We start from the raw sequence: 17285 nt of genomic DNA, 5'->3' as shown, positions 1-17285 counted from the left end.
AGCAGTCTCCGGTCTCTGCTTGCCGGTCTTGTCCTTCGCAAGTCAGAAAGTGCCAGCCGTATAGCTGGCACCTTCTTCTCTCAAAAAACACGGCGCTACTTTCTGACCTCCACCCGCACGCTGGCGGTCTTGCCTTCGTAGTTGATGGTGACGATCGTTTTACCCGCCTTGCGGGCAACGATGTTCCCGTCGATCACCTCGGCGATCTCCGGATCCTCTACCGTCCACTCGGCGTCCTCTGCAATCAGGTCCTGGTACCCTTTTTCATACGTGCCCGTCAGGACGAGCGCTTTTTCCTGCCCTTCCTTCAAGCGGACGTAGGCAGGTGCGACCTCGATGCGTCTCGGATGTTTTTCCTCGACAACCAGCAGGCGGACCCTAAATTTCCGTTTGTCTATGCTCCCGGAAATGACGGCTGTACCTGTCGCCTTGGCAACCATCCTGCCATCCTCGTCAACCTCCACGACATCCGGATTGGAGGAAGTCCATTCTACTTGATCCGTCACATCTTCTGTCGTGTCGTCGCCGTACAGCGCCACCAGCTCCAACTGCCTTTCCTCGTCTACCGCAAGCACGCCCTCGGTCCGGGAAAGCAGGCTGACTTTATCGCTTGTGCGGGTTGTGATCGTAACCGGGATTTGCAGCTCTTGCCCTTCGTACGTTACCGTGATGACGTCCTCGCCTTCGTCGCTGCCAGCCGTAATCTGGCCCGCTGCTACCGTGACGAGGCCGCGCTTCGTGCGGTACTCTACCTTTTTGTCTGTGGTGATCTCTGTCTTCTCGTCCCCTTCGACCTTGAAAATCTGGACGTGCGCCCGCTCTTTTGGCTTCAGGCGGAACGCTTTTTTCGAGGCTTGCAGGGAGGAAGAATCGGCCTCTTCCTTGACCGTTACTTCTACCGTATCCGTGTAGCCGCCATCGACAGTGGTGACGGTAATGCGCGCAGTCCCTGCTACCCGTGCCACGATGTTCCCCTGACTGTCTACCTCCGCCACAGCGGAATGGCTGCTCGCCCATCTGACCCGTTTGTCGCTCGCATTTTCCGGCTGAATCACAGCGGTCACTGTGCGCGTATCGCCTGCTTGCAACTGCAGGCTGCTCGCATCGAGCTGTACGCCTGTCACCTTGACCGTTGTTGGCGGAGTCGGAACGTAAACGGACAGCCTGATTTGCGCCTCCAGTTCAATCGTGTTGTGCGCCTCGTCGCGCAGTTGCAGCAGCACTTTTTTCATCCCGTTGCCGGAAGGAAGCCGCCACGGAACCGTTGGAGCCGCCTGTTCCCAGTCGCTCCAGCCCTCGTTTTCATTGGCGAAGCGCATTTCTACCTCTCCCAGCGAGTCGGTGGCGGTAACGTTCAGCGTCACATTGACCGAGCTTGCCGTCGCAGCGCCGTTGTTAATGGCAAACGTGCCCTGCGGAGGCGTTTTGTCGATGGTAAAGGCAATCTGCGTGAAGTTGCTTGCGGCGTCGGTGACGACCAGCTCATGCTCGCCCTCATCGCTTACCGTCGTGCCGCTTGTAAATGACTGACCGTCGAGTGTAGCCGTGCCCTCGTTGAACGTGATCTGCACGTCTTCCCGGTAGCTTTTGCCATTCTCGACACCATGCACGACCGGCGCGTTCATATCAAGCTCGATGCTGCTTGTAAAGGACGAGACATTTCCGGCCTGATCGCGCAGTTGCATGCGAACGATTTTGCTCCCATCGTTTGCCGACAGCTCCCACGGCAGCGCCGAAACGACGTCGCTCCAGGCGTTCCACTCTTCATCCTCGTTGGCGAAGCGAGCCTGCACAGGGCCATTGGCATCTGCTGCCGTAACCGTCAAGTTGACCGTCCGCGTCTCTGTCACGAGGTTGCCCCCGTTAATGAGCAAGCTTCCCGCCGGCATGGTCGTATCCAGAACAATCGTATCGCTTACGTCCGTCGTGTACCCCGCTTTGTCCTCCAGGCGCACGTAGACGGTTTTGCCGCCATCTGCTTCGGACAGCGTCCACTCTTTTGTCAGGGCAAACGGCTCGGCTGGGCTCCATGTGCTTCCATCGTTGGAAAAGGACATGCGCGTGTCCGGTGCGCCTTTGTTTGCGTAAAGATCCAGCGTCACATTGCGCGAGGTTGTGAACGCCGCGCCCTGATTAATCGCGAGCGTCCCCGTCAAAGGCGTCTTGTCGATCGTAAAAAAGATGGTTGTTTTGTTTCCGGCCGCATCCGTTACGACGAGCGTGTACTGCCCGTGCTCAGTAACGGTTGTTCCGCTAAGGAAAGGAGCGTCGTTCAACGTAGCCGTCCCGTCCGAAAAGGAAATCTGCTGGTCGGAGTTGTACACGCCCTCATGGGTCACCCCGCTGACTACAGGCGGTGTCGTATCGAGCATGATAGACTTTTGCAAGTCGCGCACGTTGCCCGCGCGATCGCGCAGTTGCAAAAAGACTGTTTTCGTACCGTCTCCGGTGGATAGCTCCCACGCTTTCGTCTGCTGCGCCGGCTCCCAGTCCGACCAGTCATTCGTCCCTGTAGGGGAGAAACGCATTTGCAGTTGATCGTCCGCATCCGCGTATTGCAGCTTCAGTTCAACCTGCCGCTCGTTCGTCACGCTCTGGTCGTCATTGATCGTAAAGCTTCCGGTCGGGGCGGTTTGATCCAGCGTAATGTGCGCCTCCCATGTCGCCTCGTTCCCGGCCGCATCTCTCAGCTTGACCGCCACGCGCTTTTGCCCATCGCCGGAACTGAGTGTCCACGACTTCGTAGCCGCAAACGGTTCGGATGGCTGCCACCCTTCCGCGTCATTGGCGAAGGCGGCCGTCATCGGGGACATATCCGTCACATTCAACTGCAGCACGACCTGCGGGGTGTTCGTCCAGTCCTCGCCACTGTTGATCGTGAAGGTTCCCGCAGGCTTTGTCCGGTCAACCGTGAAGGAAACGGTCGTGGTATTGCCTGCCACGTCCGTGACAACCAGCGTGTACGTGCCGTCCTCGCTGATCTGCTCGCCATCCGCAAACGGCTCGCCGTTCAGTACAGCCGTCCCTTCCGAAAAATGAACGGTGACCTCCTGGTTGTAATAGTTGCCAGCCGCAACGCCTGTCACTTCCGGCGGAACCGTATCCAGCAAAATGCTGGCAGAGCGCGTGACTTCATGCCCCGCCGCGTCGCGGAATTTGGCGTAGACCGTTTTGTTTCCGTCGCCGCTGCTCAATTTCCACTGCAGCTCAGGCTGGACAGGCTGCCATCCGCCTGCAAACACGCCGTCCGTATTGGAGAGCGTCATCTCTACAGGGCCTTGCGCATCTGTCGCTTCGATCAGCAGCTTGACAGTCGCAGACGAAGTCGCCGTATTCGCAGCGTTCGTTCCTTTGATCGACAGGGCGGCTTCTGGCGGAGTCGTATCCAGCGTAATGCTGTCCTCGTATTCCCGCTCATGCCCCAGCCCGTCTTTCAGCTTCATTTTCACGGTTTTGCTTCCGTCTCCGGGGCTCAGTTCCCATGCTTTCGTGGCGGCAAGCCACTCCCATCCGGACCAGGTGGCCCCATCGTTGGAGAAGTTCATCTGAAGCTGGCCGATGCCTTCCCCGTCTGTCCCCGTGATCGTCAACACAACATTTCGCTTTGTCGTAAACGATTGGCCGCTTTCGATCTGCAGGGATCCCGTCGGAGCGGTTGTATCGAGAAAAAACGAAAGCGTCGTCGTGTTTCCAGCCATATCTGTCACTCTCAGCGTATAGTTGCCATCCGCTGTCACCTTGTAGCCGCTGACAATCGCGGCCCCGTTCAGAACCGCTGTCCCTTCGTTAAAGGTGATCGTCACAGGCTTCTTGTAATCGCCTCTGTCGACCACTCCCGTCACGAGTGGCGGGGTCGTGTCCAGCGTGATTGTGGCGCTGGCGGAAATCTGATGGCCGGCTTCATCCTGCGCCTGCATGTAGACCGTCTTTACTCCGTCTCCCGCCGCTAACGTCCAGGGATAGGAAGACGACGGGCTGTAAGCTTTCCAATCATCCGTCCATTGATCGGCGGCATTCGAGAACCGCACCTGTAACGGCTTGCCGAGATCAGGATCGGTGACTGTCGTTTTCAGACTGACCTGATTGAAGCTGGTGTAGAACATGCCCTCGTTAATCGTCAGCTCGGCAAAAGTCGGCGGCTCCTGCACATCCTCGACCCGGATCGTAAATGCTTTGGTGAGCGTGTTTCCGGCGGAGTCGCTCACCTTGACGTCGATGGAATAGCTGCTTTTCGTCTCATAGTCAAACGATGCCGTGGTGAACAGCTCGTTGCCGACAAGCTTGAAGGCGCCTTGCTCGTTGCCTGTCAACTCAAACGTCAATTTGCCCTGATCTTCGCTGTCCGGGTCTGTCGCGTTGAACGTGCCGACCGGCGTGTCCGCCGGAAGATTTTCCGGGACGCTGTCGTTGCTCAGTGAAATAGCGGTCGGCGGGGAGTTCGGAGCATAGGTGATCTCCAGGTACGGAATCTTTTCCGTTTGACCGGATGACTTGTCGAGAAAAGCGACCTGTATCCGTGGTGCGCCACCCGCTGGCGGCAACTGATGCCCTTTTAGCACAAAGCTCGCTACTTTATCCGCCGACTGCTCCCGCAGAAAATCGGTCACGTCAAACGATACCCAGTCATTCTGCCTCAGACCGGATTCCGTAATCCGCTCGATCAGCTCTGCGGTTTGCGGAAGAACAGCATCCCGCTCTGTCCAGGAATCATTCTGGGCGGCGTAAAGATCGAGAAACGGTTTTCCTTGGAAGGCATCCACCTGAGTCAGAAAAAGACGCAAATAGGCCGACTGGATTTTCCGGTTGAAATCAACCTGACCGCTCCCCAACTGAAACTTGAGAGCTGCATTGGCAGCCCCAAAAGAGTCGGCATATCCGACAAATATCGCATTCAAGTTTCCTACGCCGTCGGGTGTTCCGTGCTCATAGGCATCTGTATCCACAAAAAAATCTTCGCCCACCGGGACCTTGGCCGAAGTCTGATTCGCTCCGGCAGGCGGCACCATTGGCTGCGCCAGCGAAAAAATCAGCAGCAACGACAACAGCCGTGCAAGCAATCGTTTCATATCGTCCTCTTCATTCCTCCCTTCGCCGTTGATGCGCTTTTACTCGTTTCTTTTCAGCCTGTTCGCCTGGCATACTTTGGGACAGGCATCTAGGAAATGGCAAACCAATTTTAGCAAAAGATGCTCCAGCGTGAACCTTACTAAAGTTAGTTCTTTTGTTGCTATTTTGGCGAAGCACTCGCCGTACGGCACGAGTGTCGAGCGCCACGAAAAAACCGCTGTTTCGCCCGGCATGCATGAGCCTGAGCACCAGCGGTTTGGCTTTGCTTTTTTATTGTTCGCGCTGGCGAAATCCGGTCAAAAACGACAGCAGCACGTGAACAGCCGTCTTGACCGTCGCTTCAGCGCGGTCCTTGTACGGGTCGAGACAGACGAGGTCCATCGCCTTGACCTTCGGATGCAGCCCTGCCGCGTAGACAGCTTCGAACAGTTCGTCGCTGTGCATGCCGCCGGGCGTGGAAGCAGGAACCCCCGGGCCGTAGCTGCAATCGAGTACATCCATGTCCACGGTCAAATAGATCGTGTCCACCTGGCCCGCGAGTTGCTCCAGCGCTTCCTGCACCGTCCGGGCCACCCCTTTTTGCCGCGCCTGGCGAAGCGTCGTATAGCGCACGCCTGTTTCGTCGGCGTATGCTTTGAGCGAGCGGGCGTTGAAAAAGCCGTGCAGCCCGATGTTGTGCACATCCCGCGCGCCAATCGTGCCGCTCTCGATCAGATTGCGGATCGGCGTGCCGTTCGAGGGGCCGTTGTCCGCCAAATCGCGCAGGTCAAAATGAGTGTCCAACTGCAGGATGCCCACCCGCTCGTCGGGATGGATGTCCTTGTAGCCTTTGATGAGCATCGCCGTGATCGAATGATCGCCGCCCAGCATCACAGGCAAAAGCTGCGGATGGTGCGTGCGCATTTGCGCCATCGCTTCCCGGATGTTGCGGTGGCACTGGGCGATGTCTGTCACATGCTGCCTGACGTCGCCGAGGTCGACGACGCGCAGCGGCTGCAAGTCCACGTCGTGATCGAGATTATAGGTCGTAAAATACTTCCACGCCCGCCGCATCGCGTCCGGATTCTCGCTCGCTGCCGAGGCCGAAATGGACGAGCGCGACAGCGGCACTCCAAGCAGCGCCACGTCGTAGTCGCTCCAGTCGGTGCTGCCCGCCGTCGCCGGATCGAGCGTTGCAATCCACTCGCTTACTTTTGGCTCGGCAGGCGCTGCGCTCCGGTCCCAGGAAAAGCTGGGCGGCTTCAGGAGCGGATACGGGTACCCTGCTGTCATACGCGTCTCCCTCCCGCGACGACGACCGTGCCCTGCTTGATGACCGTGTCTACGTGGTTGACGCCGTAGCGATATTGCAAGGTCATGAAGTCAGGCACGTCAAAAATGGCGATGTCCGCTTTTTTCCCGACCTCGATGCTGCCGACCTCGTGCGCGCAGCGGATGGCGTGTGCGGCGTTGATCGTCGCGGCCGTCAACACTTCTGCCGGAGTCATCCCCATTTTCAGGCAGCCGAGATTCATCATCAGCGGCAGCGAGACCGTCGGCGAGGAGCCAGGGTTGCAGTCGGTCGAGAGCGCGACCGCCACGCCGCGGTCAATCATTTTGCGCCCGTTCGCAGATTCAGCCATCAGAAACAAGGCCGTGCCTGGCAACAGCACCGCGATCACCCCTGCCTTTGCCATCAGCTCGATCCCGCGATCGGAGGCGCGCAGCAAATGATCGGCAGAGACGGCGCCGAGCGAAGCCGCCAGCTCCGCGCCTTCGTACGGCTCGATTTCATCCGCGTGGATTTTCGGCAGCAGGCCGTGGCGCATCCCGGCTTCGAGAATGCGCCGCGACTGCTCGGGGGTAAAGACGCCGCGCTCGCAAAACACGTCGTTGAAAACGGCCAACTTGCGCCGTGCGACCTCGGGAATCATTTGCTCGATGACCAAATCGACAAACGCATCCGGCGTTTCCTTGTACGCGCGCGGAACCGCATGTGCGCCCATGAACGTGCTGACGAGATCGACCGGATGCTCTTCATGCAGCTTTTTCGCTACTTCAAGCTGCTTGAGTTCGTCCTCCAGGGTGAGGCCGTAGCCGCTCTTGGCCTCGACGGTCGTCACCCCGTGCAGCAAAAACTGGTCGAGCCGCCGCTTGCTCTCGGCATACAGCTCTTCGTGTGTCGCCTGTCTCGTCGCCGCAGTCGTCGCGTGGATGCCGCCGCCGTTGTTCATGATGTCCATGTACGTCGCGCCGTTCAGGCGCATGTTGAACTCGTTTTGCCGGGTGCCCGCATGCACGAGGTGCGTATGCGGGTCGATCAAGCCTGGCGTGACCAGCTTGCCCGTGGCGTCGATGACGAACGCTTCGTGCGCCCGCTCGCGGTAGACACTCGCCAACTCGTCGTCGGTGCCGACCCGCTCGATCACGCCGTTTTCCAGCCATACGCTGCCGTCCTCAATAATCGCCAGCTCGTTCATTCTGGCCCCTGTCACCGGAGCAGAAGACCCGCCAGCCAACGTGGCGAGCTGGCTGGCATGGCGAATCCATACTGGTTTTTTCATCGCTGTTTACTCCTCCAACATCGGGATGTTGACGCCTTTTTCCTTCGCGGTGCGAATCGCCAGCTCGTAGCCGGCATCCGCATGGCGCACGATGCCCATGCCCGGATCGGTAGTCAGGACGCGCTCCAGGCGGCGGGCGGCTTCCGGCGTACCGTCTGCCACGATGACCATGCCGGCATGCAAGGAATAGCCCATGCCGACGCCGCCGCCGTGATGGACAGATACCCAACTCGCGCCACCTACCGCATTCATCAACGCATTCAGGATCGGCCAGTCGGCCACCGCGTCGCTGCCGTCCTTCATCGCTTCCGTCTCGCGGTTGGGCGAGGCGACGGAGCCGGAGTCGAGGTGGTCGCGCCCGATCACGATTGGCGCTTTCAACTCGCCGCGCGCCACCATGTCGTTGATGATCTGGCCGAACCGCGCGCGCTCGCCGTAGCCCAGCCAGCAAATGCGGGACGGCAGCCCCTGGAACTGAATGCGTTCCTGCGCCATGCGAATCCAGTTGCACAGATGCGTATTGTTGGAAAACTCGCGGAGAATCACTTCGTCGGTCTTGTAAATGTCCTCGGGATCGCCGGACAGCGCGACCCAGCGGAACGGCCCTTTGCCCTCGCAAAACTGCGGACGGATATAGGCGGGCACGAAGCCAGGGAAGCGGAACGCCTCCTCGACGCCTTCGTTTTTCGCCACCTGTCTGATGTTGTTGCCGTAGTCAAAAGTGACGGCTCCTTTTTCCTGCATAGCCAGCATGGCGCGAACGTGATTGGCGATGCTCGCCTTGGAGCGTCTCTCATACTCCTTCGGATCGCGCGTGCGCAGCTCTGCCGCCGCTTCGAGACTCATGCCTTCCGGGATGTAGCCGTTGAGCGGATCGTGCGAAGAAGTCTGGTCGGTCAACACGTCCGGGATGAAGCCCTTGGCAAGCATCGCGTTCAGCACTTCCGGGGCATTGCCGAGCAGCCCGATCGAAATGCCTTTTTTCTCCCGCTTGGCCGTCTCCGCCATCTGGATCGCTTCGTCGAGGCTCTCTGTCATCACATCGAGATAGCGCGTATCCAGTCTGCGCTGGATGCGGGTGCGGTCTACCTCGATGTTGATGCTCACGCCGCCGTTGAGCGATACGGCCAAAGGCTGCGCGCCGCCCATGCCGCCGAGCCCGGCCGTGACGGTGATCGTCCCTGCGAGCGTGCCTGCAAAATGTTGGCGGGCAAGCTCCGCAAACGTCTCATACGTGCCTTGCACAATCCCCTGGCTGCCGATGTAAATCCAGCTTCCGGCTGTCATTTGCCCGTACATCATCAAGCCTTTTTTGTCCAGCTCGTGGAAGTGCTCCCAGTTGGCCCAGGCTGGCACCAGGTTGGAGTTCGCGAGCAGCACGCGCGGCGCATCGGTGTGCGACTTGAACACCGCCACCGGTTTGCCCGACTGGATCAGCAGCGTCTCGTCGCTCTCCAATGTTTGCAATGTTTTGACAATCGCATCGAAACATTCCCAGTTGCGCGCCGCTTTCCCGATTCCGCCGTACACGACCAAATCTTCTGTGCGCTCGGCCACGTCAGGGTTCAGGTTGTTCAACAGCATGCGCAGCGCCGCTTCCTGCACCCAGCCTTTTGTATGCAGCTCGGTCCCCGAGTATGCCTTTATCATCTGTTCAATGGATTGTGTCGTTGTCATCGAAAATCCACCTGCTTTCCGTAGAATGTGTATCTCTTGGCTTTATTGTAAAAGCGCCGGGAAACGCAAAAAAGGCACCATGCTTTCGATTTGGTGCCTCTTCTTTCGATTGCTTCAGGCAAAACAGATGGAATTTTCGAAAAATCTCTCTTTTCTTTCGATTTCTATCTTTTCTTTTGATTTCGTAACAAACGTGGGGTTGTACCCGTCTTTTCCTTAAAAATTTTACTAAAGTAATTGGCGTTGACGAACCCGCTGCGCTCCGCCACCTCCTGCACGGACAGAGCCGTTTCCAGCAGCAGCCGCTGCGCTTCCTTCACGCGCATCGCCGTCAAAACTTGCCGGAAGGAGCTGCCCTGCTTTTGCGCAAACAGCGTGCTGAAGTAAGCCGGACTGCGGTCGACGTGCCGGGCGACATCCTCCAGCCGCAGAGCCGGGTCGGTATAGCGCCCTTCCATGTAGCGCATAGCCTGCTCGATCACGTCTGCCCTGCCCTCGTCGCTGCGGTCGTTTGCGGTATCGAGCAGTTGGTTGATAAACAAAAGCAGCTCGGTTACGATGCGATACAAAATCGGCGCGTACAAAATCGTCTCGAATACGCGGTGGTACCCCTCTTCCAGAAAGGCGCTGTCCAGCCCGTGCGACTTCATGTAGCGCCTCACCTGGGCCAAAATGCTCGTCAACCGAATGCGCAACAGTCCCGGCTCGGGATACGGCTCGTCCTTGTAAAAAAAATGCGCGTACAGCCACTGCTTGAGCTGCTCGCGATTGCCGCTGTGCAGCATGTCGATCCACGCCCGCTGCTCGGCTGGCGTCAGGAACGGATCAAGCATCGTCCAGTTGACCTTTCCGTCGACCATGCTCACCTGCCGATAGCCTTTGAAAAAGCGCAGTTGCAACGCCTGGCTCGCCTGCTCGTATTTTTGCTGCAAGCTCTGTCCGGCGTCTTCCGCCTTGTAAATGACGAGAAACAGCGGGGCGTCGCTCGTCGCCTCCCAGTCCATCAGCAACCGCTTGCCAAACTGGTGCCACTGCGGCCAGGCAAGCGCCGTCTCCGCGGGAAAGACGGCGACAATCGCGTCACCTGTCGGCAGCAGCACTGGCTCGTCGCGAAACGGATAGTCCGCGAAAAAACGCAACAGCTCCGGGTGTCTTTTCGCGTCTTCCAACTGCGCGAGCATGACCGTATGTCCGCCGAGCGGCGACTGCCCCGGCAAAAACAAGTCGCGGTACGAAATCTCCCCGCGCCGTCCCTGGATGCTCCCGGCCCCCTGGTCGATGCGCGCGTCCCCTGCCCGCTCCTGACAAGAGCGCGTCAGCACGCGGCGGATGTACTCCGGGGTTTGCGGCTTCAGCCACAGGTCGCGCGCAGACAGCTCGATGCCTTGCATCGCCCGCTCGAACGTCGCTTCCGAGGTGGTGACGAGCACCGTCGGCCGATACTGGGCAACCAGCAGCTTCAGGCGCTCCCAGTGCGCCTTGTCGATCATGTCCAGCTCGATGCAGACGACCTCGGGAGTATGCGATTCCATCGCCTGAAACAGCTCTGCCGTCGTCCCTGCGCTGTGCACCTTGTCGTACGGGATGGCGCAGCTTGAGACGAGCCAACTGAGCCCTGCCCGCTCTGTCGGGTCCCTGTCCGCAATCAGCAAACTGGGCATTTGCAGCACTCCTTTCCCCGCTTTGTCCAAAAAATGCGACAGCTCTTTTGGCAAACAAAGGTTGCCCTCTCGCGGACAACCTTTGCTCCTTGCTCTATTCTTGTGTCTTAAACGGGTTTTCGATCATCGTGCCCATGATGTGGTCGAGCGGAATAAAGCCGATGTCCCGGGAATCCGTGCTGTGGTTGCGGTTGTCTCCCATGACGAAAATGTGGTCTGCGGGCACCTTCCATTTGCCGTCAGCCACGTACTGCATCGTCTCCTTGATATACGGCTCCTCGAGCGCTTCGCCGTTGCGGTACACCTGGTTGTTTTTGAACTCCAGCACGTCGCCCGGTCTGCCGATGACGCGTTTGACGTACATCGAATGGTCTTCTGCCGTGCCCGTCAACAGCGCCACCAACGGATGGCTGAGGACATCGTCCAAAAAGGACCGCTCGCGCTCCACGCGGCTGTCGATGACCACGATTTCGCCGTAGTCCGGCAAGTACGAAAACGTATGCGGCAGCTTGGACACGTATATGCGCTGCTGATCCTGCAAGGTCGGGTCCATGGAATGACCGTCAACCTTGTAAGGCTGGAACACGAAGATTCCAAGGACCAGGGCGAAAACGACTGCAAAAGCAATCGAACGAATCCATCCCATGATCTCTTTCATTGTGCAATGCCACTCCTCTCTTGCTTCTTCGTTCCCCCTGCTCTCTACCCACCATCATACCATAAAATGCGGCCAATCCAAAAAGCCGGTCCCCTCCTGGGCCGGCTGTGCCCCAAAGCGAGACGACAGCAAGAGCGCCGGGCGAATCAGGACAGCCCGTACTCCCGCACTTTTCGAAACAGCGTAGCCCGACTGATGCCAAGCAGCGCCGCCGCCTCCTCTTTGCGGCCGTTTCGCTGCTGCACCTCCTGCATCGCTCGGGCGATCGCGGAGCGCTCCAGCTCTTTGAGCGTGACGATTTGCTTTTGCCCGGCCCCACCACCGTTTTCCGTCCACGCCTTCTCAGTGTCCGCAGCCGCCTGCAACTGCATCATCTGAGCGGGCAAGCTTCCGACCTGCACCCAGGCCGTCGCCTCCATATTGACGGCGTACTCGATCACGTTGGCCAATTCGCGGACATTGCCCGGCCAGTCGTGGCAAAAGAGCAAAGACTGTGTGTCCTGGGAAAAACCGCAGATCGCTTTGCCCAGCTTTTTCGCGTACGTCGCCAAAAAGTCGTTTGCCAACGGCAAAATATCCTCCCGGCGCTCGCGCAAGGAGGGCAAGCGGATCGGGATGACGTGCAGACGGTAGTACAAATCGAGGCGAAACAGCCCGGCCGCGACCCGCTCCTGCAAATCGAGATGGGTCGCCGCGATAATTCGCGCTTCGACCGGAACCGTTTTGCCGCTGCTCCCGAGCCGCTGCAGCTCTTTTTCCTGCAGCACCCGCAACAGCTTGCCCTGCAAATGCAAAGGCAAGTCCCCGATCTCGTCCAAAAACAGCGTTCCTTTGCCTGCCGCTTCGAACACGCCGGGCTGCCGCCGGAAATCGCCGCAAACGCATCGCCCGTTTCAGCAGCCGTCACCCGTCTCGCTATCTCGACGACCTCCTGCACATCGTCCAGCGTGACGACCCATTCCTTGATCGTATCGTCCAGTTGGATCGGGCGAATGGCGAACAAAAACGACTTGGGTACGCCGCCCACCGCCAGGAAGACCGCTTACGAATCATTCATGGAAGCTCTGTCGCACTTGTCTTGACAATTCGTCCTATAAAAAAACGCCGCCTCGTTCACTTTCTCCCAACAAGAACCGTAAACTCGACAGAAATCTCTCCGCCCTCCAGCTCATGCGCCTTTGCCAGTTGCTCTGGCTCGGCCCCCCACGTCAGCGGCGTCATCTGGATCAGCGCCGCCAGGCTCGGCTGATCCAGCCGAAACGAATACGCCACCCGCTCGCAGTCGATCAGCGAAAAGCTGGCGGCGAAGCGCTGGATCGTCGCTGCATTGGAATACGTCCGGTTGCCCGGCTGCACATAAAGACACTCGCGCAGCTCCCGCAAATATCGCTCGCCCGGCACGACCTTGATGACGAGCCCGTCTTTTTTCAGCATTCGCGCAAACTCCCGCGTATTGGACGGCGACAGCACGTTGAGGATGGCCGCAAAGCGATTGTCGGCAAACGGAGCATTGGCCAGATCGCCGACGCACCAGATCAGCTCGGGGTGCGCCTTGGCCGCGAGGGCGATTCCCGCTTTGGACAGATCGACACCCGCGCCGACGAACGCGACTGGCTGCCGCGCTTTCACCTCTTCGCGAATGCGAGCCAGATGCGAGCCTTCGCCGCACCCGGCATCCAGCACGGACAACGGCTCGCCGCTCGTCGCTGCGTACTCGGCGAGCTTTTCACTGACGGCGGCGTGCAGCGGTGAAAAAAAGCCTTTCTCGGAAATGGTTCTTCTCGCCAAAAACATTTCTTGCTCGTACTTCGATCGGTAGCCCGCATTCGCCAGGTGCACATAGCCGTGTCTCGACACGTCGAAGCAATGGCGATTGGCGCATGCAAGGCTGGCTGTATTAGCTGTATGGATGAGCGTCAGCGCCCCGTGGCAAACCGGGCATCTAAGCATCCCGCTATGCCGGGCCAGCAGTTCGGCCTGCCGCTCTTTTCTGGTTGGAAGCATAAAAAAAAGCACCCCATTCATTCGTAATCGGTGAATGAAAAAAGGCACAGTCAAATAAACCCCGGCTCTCCTTTGGAAAAAACGAGCGGGATCAGGCTAGACTGTACCTTTTCTTACCGATAACGCATGAATTGGGGGCTCATACTCATAGTGGACGACACTCCTGTCAAAATCTTCACGGGGGCATGTCACCCCCGTATCTTTCATTATACAACAGATCGCCCAAGGCTGGCGCGCTTTTTTACATCCCCTCCCCCGTCAGCCGACTGCTGTGGACGAGCATGACCTGATCGTATTTCAGCATGATCGTCCCTGCTTCGTAGTCGCCGATGTTCGGCTTGCTCGCCTCTTTTCGCAAATTGCGGAACAGGGCGGCGACGGCGTTTACGCCGCTTTCATGCGCATGGGGATAGCCGCCGCCAAAGCGCGGATTGATCTCGGAGATCGCGTACTGGTCCCCGAGCAAAAAGCAGTCGATGTCGAACGGCCCGCGAAGCGGCAAGACGGAGACGAGCGACGTCACCAACGACGTCAGCCGCTCGTCCCGGATCGCCAGCGAGCGGTCTGTCTCGCCTGCCCGCATGCGCATTTTTTTGCGCGTAAACAGCGTCGTCAGCTCGCCCGTGACGAGATCGGCGTAGCCGTCCACGCCGTATTCCTCCGCCTGCAAAAACGGCTGGACAATCAGCTCATCCTTCTTATGGGTGAACGCGGCAAGCTCCGCCTCTTTTTCCATACGGACAAGGCCGAGGCTGGCGCTGCCCTTGCGCGGCTTCGCCAATAACGGATAGGTCAGTTCTCCGCAGGCAAGCGCTGCTCGCGCCTCTTCCAGCGTATAAGTAGGCACGCATGGAAGCCCGTGGGCGCGCAAAAAATCGCAGGTCCCCTTTTTGTCGAGACACAGGTTCACCGCATCCAGCCCGGAGACGACGGCCTGCACGCCCAGCCGCGAAAACCGCTCGGCATGGGCGGCGAGCACGCCAAGCTCGGGATCGATCAGGGAGAGCACCGCCTTGATGTCATAGCGCAGGCAAATTTCCTCCAGCGTCTGCACATACGCCGGGTCGTCGATGCGCGGGACGATCTGCCTGTGATGGGCGGCGAACAGCGCAGGAGCGGTCGGGTCGCAGTCCGCCGCGATAATTTTGCCCGCGCTGCCCCACTCCCGGACGAAATACTCGATCAGCTTGACCCTGCGGCCTACGCTCGTCAGCAGCACGTTCATCTACGCGTATCCTCCTGCTTGCCAGCCTGGAATTGAAATTCATAGAGCGACTCCGGGAAAAACTCCGCCAGCGTCTCTTTGCGCCTCGCGACGACGACATCGCGGCCTGCCTTGGCCAATACAGGCGGCCGCTCGCGAATAAACGGCGGATTGAACACGAGCGTGTACGCCCCTGTGTGCCCGAACACGAGAAAATCTCCCGGCTCCGGCACTTTGCCGCGAAAGCCTTGCAGCAAGTAGTCTTTTTCCATGCACGTATAGCCTACTACGTGGTACGTCCCTTCTCTTGCCTCGCTGCTTTGTGTCACGACGCTTACGGGAAGCTGGTACGCGTGCATGGTCGGCTTGATATTGTGGACACTGCCGTCTACAAGCACAAAGCGCTCGCCGCGGTTCTCCTTGACATCCACGACCTGGCAGACGAACTCGACCGCGTCGGCCACAAGCGAGATGCCCGGCTCCAGGATGAGCTGCGGCAGGCGAGTCGTTTCTGCCAGTTCGTCTTTGAGGACAGCGGTGATGGCGAGAGCGTAGTCGTCAAAGCTCGGAACGCCAACCATCCCGAACGTGGCAGGCAGTTCGCCGTAAAACCCGCCTCCGATGTCGATATATTCAAGCTGCTCGCCGAGATGCGCTTTGCCCAGTCGGCACAGCTCGCGGGCAATCTGCCGATACACCCCTACGCTACGGTTCGTGGAAAAATGCCCGTGCAAACCCGCGACCCGCACATTCGGCACGGCAGCCAGCAGCGTGAGCGCTTGGGCGAAGCGGCCGTTTTCCACGCAAAAGCCGAAACGGCTCACACCGTAGCCGTTTTGCAGCGGACTGACGCCGCCGCGCGTCAAATCGAAATTGACGCGCAAGCCGACGCGAACCGTCTGTTCGGGATGCTGTCTCGCGTAGGTGAGCACAGGGGCAATCTCCGAAAACGAGTCGAGATTGACCAGGCTGCCCAGCTCCAAGGCGAGCCAGATGTCTTCCGCCGTCTTCAGCGGCCCGTTGAAAATGATCGCGGTCGGCTCGACGCCCAGCTTCAGCGCGAGATCGTACTCCAGCCTGGAGACGACCTCCGCCAGTGCCCCCAGCCGATGCAGGCATTGGCACGCATAAGGCAAGTAGTTCGTCTTGTACGAGTAGCCGACGCTCACCTGTTCATACCGGCTGGAAAAGGCGCGGGAAAACCGCTCGTAATTGTCGCGAAGTCTGTTTGTATCGAGCAAAAAGAACGACGACTGACAACGCTCTCTCCACGCCGCAAGCTGCTCATAACTGTACATGGCCCAGCTCCTTTGCACGTCCTCGTCCTGACAGGCACTGTCTGATAGCCGCGATGACCCGCTCCTGCTGCTGTTCGCTCAGGCTCGAGCCGGAAGGAAGGCAGACGCCCCGCGCATACAGCTCATCGGAGACGCTCTGCTCTGGCAGATGCGGGTAATAGCGGCACCCGGCAAACAACGGCTGGCGGTGCATCGGCTTCCAGACCGGGCGCGCCTCGATGTTTGCCCGCTCCAACGCGTCGATCAGTTGCCCCGCCGTAACCTCTGCCTGCTGCGGATCTACCGTCAGCGCCGTCAGCCAGCGCGTCGCCCGCCCTGTCGGAGCCTCCGGCATGAACGCGATGCCGGGAAGCTGCCGTAGCTTTGCTTCATAGCGCTGGCAGACGCGCCGCCGTGCCGCAATGCGTTCCTCCAGCACCCGCAGTTGCCCTCTGCCGACTGCCGCGAGCAAATTGCTCAAGCGATAGTTGTAGCCCATCTGCTCATGCTCGTAGTGACGCACCCGTTCGCGGGCCTGCGTCGCCCAAAAACGCGCCCGCTCCAACGCTTCACGATCATCCGAGACGAGCATCCCCCCGCCGGAGGTCGTAATGATTTTGTTCCCGTTGAACGAAAACGCAGCAAAATGCCCGAGCGAGCCGCTCATTCGCCCTTTGTAATCGGCCCCGAGCGATTCCGCCGCATCCTCCACGACCGTCACCTTGTACTCTTCGCACAGCGCAAGCAGCGGGCCCATGTCGGCGCTTTGCCCGTACAAATGGACGATCACGACCGCTTTGGGCAGCTTCTCCTGTCGGGCGGCTTCCCGCAACGCCCGCTCCAACGCGACTGGCGACATGTTCCAGGTCGCTTCCTCGGAATCGATGAAGACCGGAGTCGCCCCCAGGTACAAAATCGGGTTGGCGCTCGCCACAAACGTCAGGCTGGAGCAAAAAACGGTATCACCCGGCCCTACTCCCGCAAGCCTCAGCCCGAGATGGAGCGCCGCCGTGCCGGAAGAGACGGCAAGCGCCCCCTTCACGCCGACATAGCGGGCCAGCTCCTGCTCAAACGCGTCGACGTGTTCTCCGAGCGGCGCAATCCAGTTGGACGCAAACGCACTGGCGAGCAGCTCCAGTTCCTCTGTCCCCATGTGCGGCGGCGACAAAAAAATGCGTGAGTGTTCCCCCATCG

At 59.2% G+C, this 17285-nt stretch carries 12 protein-coding genes; 1 reads left to right on the top strand and 11 read right to left on the bottom strand.

The window, feature by feature from the left end:
- Positions 1–95: 95 nt before the first annotated feature.
- The 7 genes from AC3WQH_RS07530 to AC3WQH_RS07500 form a co-directional block, all read right to left on the bottom strand.
- Positions 96–5066 (bottom strand): Ig-like domain-containing protein, encoded by a 4971-nt coding sequence (locus AC3WQH_RS07530; protein WP_492331974.1) that lies wholly within the window; start codon positions 5064–5066, stop codon positions 96–98.
- 271 nt (positions 5067–5337) lie between these two features.
- On the bottom strand, positions 5338–6339 hold the full coding sequence (locus AC3WQH_RS07525) for an agmatinase family protein (RefSeq protein ID WP_005828458.1): 1002 nt from the start codon (positions 6337–6339) through the stop codon (positions 5338–5340).
- On the bottom strand, positions 6336–7610 hold the full coding sequence (gene hutI / locus AC3WQH_RS07520; RefSeq protein WP_429781906.1) for an imidazolonepropionase: 1275 nt from the start codon (positions 7608–7610) through the stop codon (positions 6336–6338). Before hutI ends, AC3WQH_RS07525 begins: the two co-directional genes overlap by 4 nt.
- 6 nt (positions 7611–7616) lie before the next feature.
- The gene (gene hutU / locus AC3WQH_RS07515; protein WP_492331973.1) at positions 7617–9287 is read right to left on the bottom strand and encodes a urocanate hydratase; all 1671 of its coding nucleotides are present in this window, start codon (positions 9285–9287) and stop codon (positions 7617–7619) included.
- 164 nt (positions 9288–9451) lie between these two features.
- Positions 9452–10948 (bottom strand): helix-turn-helix domain-containing protein, encoded by a 1497-nt coding sequence (locus AC3WQH_RS07510; RefSeq protein WP_007783105.1) that lies wholly within the window; start codon positions 10946–10948, stop codon positions 9452–9454.
- Positions 10949–11042: 94 nt separating this feature from the next.
- The gene (lepB, locus tag AC3WQH_RS07505) at positions 11043–11606 is read right to left on the bottom strand and encodes a signal peptidase I (RefSeq protein WP_005828450.1); all 564 of its coding nucleotides are present in this window, start codon (positions 11604–11606) and stop codon (positions 11043–11045) included.
- Between the two features lie 146 nt (positions 11607–11752).
- Entirely contained in the window at positions 11753–12457 is a 705-nt protein-coding gene (locus AC3WQH_RS07500; protein WP_492331972.1) for a sigma 54-interacting transcriptional regulator, read from the bottom strand.
- Here AC3WQH_RS07500 and AC3WQH_RS07495 point away from each other — a divergent pair.
- Entirely contained in the window at positions 12395–12688 is a 294-nt protein-coding gene (locus AC3WQH_RS07495; RefSeq protein ID WP_327920270.1) for a hypothetical protein, read from the top strand. The genes AC3WQH_RS07500 and AC3WQH_RS07495 overlap by 63 nt on opposite strands.
- Before the next feature lie 31 nt (positions 12689–12719).
- On the opposite strand, the gene AC3WQH_RS07490 is transcribed toward AC3WQH_RS07495, so the two are convergent.
- The 4 genes from AC3WQH_RS07490 to AC3WQH_RS07475 form a co-directional block, all read right to left on the bottom strand.
- Entirely contained in the window at positions 12720–13610 is an 891-nt protein-coding gene (locus tag AC3WQH_RS07490) for a putative RNA methyltransferase (RefSeq protein WP_025843896.1), read from the bottom strand.
- 241 nt (positions 13611–13851) lie between these two features.
- Positions 13852–14835: an ATP-grasp domain-containing protein gene (locus tag AC3WQH_RS07485; protein ID WP_197186932.1), complete on the bottom strand. Its 984-nt coding sequence runs from the start codon at positions 14833–14835 to the stop codon at positions 13852–13854.
- Positions 14832–16112, bottom strand: a complete 1281-nt coding sequence (locus tag AC3WQH_RS07480) for a type III PLP-dependent enzyme domain-containing protein (protein WP_005828443.1) — start codon at positions 16110–16112, stop codon at positions 14832–14834. The genes AC3WQH_RS07485 and AC3WQH_RS07480 overlap by 4 nt, the downstream gene beginning before the upstream one ends.
- The gene (locus AC3WQH_RS07475; protein ID WP_005828440.1) at positions 16099–17283 is read right to left on the bottom strand and encodes a DegT/DnrJ/EryC1/StrS family aminotransferase; all 1185 of its coding nucleotides are present in this window, start codon (positions 17281–17283) and stop codon (positions 16099–16101) included. Before AC3WQH_RS07475 ends, AC3WQH_RS07480 begins: the two co-directional genes overlap by 14 nt.
- Between the last annotated feature and the right edge of the window lie 2 nt (positions 17284–17285).

Source organism: Brevibacillus sp. FW301-21C12A, assembly GCF_058788915.1.
The sequence above is the reverse complement of the archived record's forward strand: the minus strand, read 5'-3'. Positions and strand labels throughout refer to the sequence as shown.

Coding starts and splice junctions, on each gene's coding strand:
- AC3WQH_RS07530 (WP_492331974.1), bottom strand. CDS start 5,066: ATGAAACGATTGCTTGCACGGCTGTTGTCGTTGCTGCTGATTTTTTCG.
- AC3WQH_RS07480 (WP_005828443.1), bottom strand. CDS start 16,112: ATGTACAGTTATGAGCAGCTTGCGGCGTGGAGAGAGCGTTGTCAGTCG.
- lepB (WP_005828450.1), bottom strand. CDS start 11,606: ATGAAAGAGATCATGGGATGGATTCGTTCGATTGCTTTTGCAGTCGTT.
- AC3WQH_RS07510 (WP_007783105.1), bottom strand. CDS start 10,948: ATGCCCAGTTTGCTGATTGCGGACAGGGACCCGACAGAGCGGGCAGGG.
- hutU (WP_492331973.1), bottom strand. CDS start 9,287: ATGACAACGACACAATCCATTGAACAGATGATAAAGGCATACTCGGGG.
- AC3WQH_RS07490 (WP_025843896.1), bottom strand. CDS start 13,610: ATGCTTCCAACCAGAAAAGAGCGGCAGGCCGAACTGCTGGCCCGGCAT.
- AC3WQH_RS07485 (WP_197186932.1), bottom strand. CDS start 14,835: ATGAACGTGCTGCTGACGAGCGTAGGCCGCAGGGTCAAGCTGATCGAG.
- hutI (WP_429781906.1), bottom strand. CDS start 7,610: ATGAAAAAACCAGTATGGATTCGCCATGCCAGCCAGCTCGCCACGTTG.
- AC3WQH_RS07475 (WP_005828440.1), bottom strand. CDS start 17,283: ATGGGGGAACACTCACGCATTTTTTTGTCGCCGCCGCACATGGGGACA.
- AC3WQH_RS07525 (WP_005828458.1), bottom strand. CDS start 6,339: ATGACAGCAGGGTACCCGTATCCGCTCCTGAAGCCGCCCAGCTTTTCC.
- AC3WQH_RS07495 (WP_327920270.1), top strand. CDS start 12,395: ATGCAAAGGCAAGTCCCCGATCTCGTCCAAAAACAGCGTTCCTTTGCC.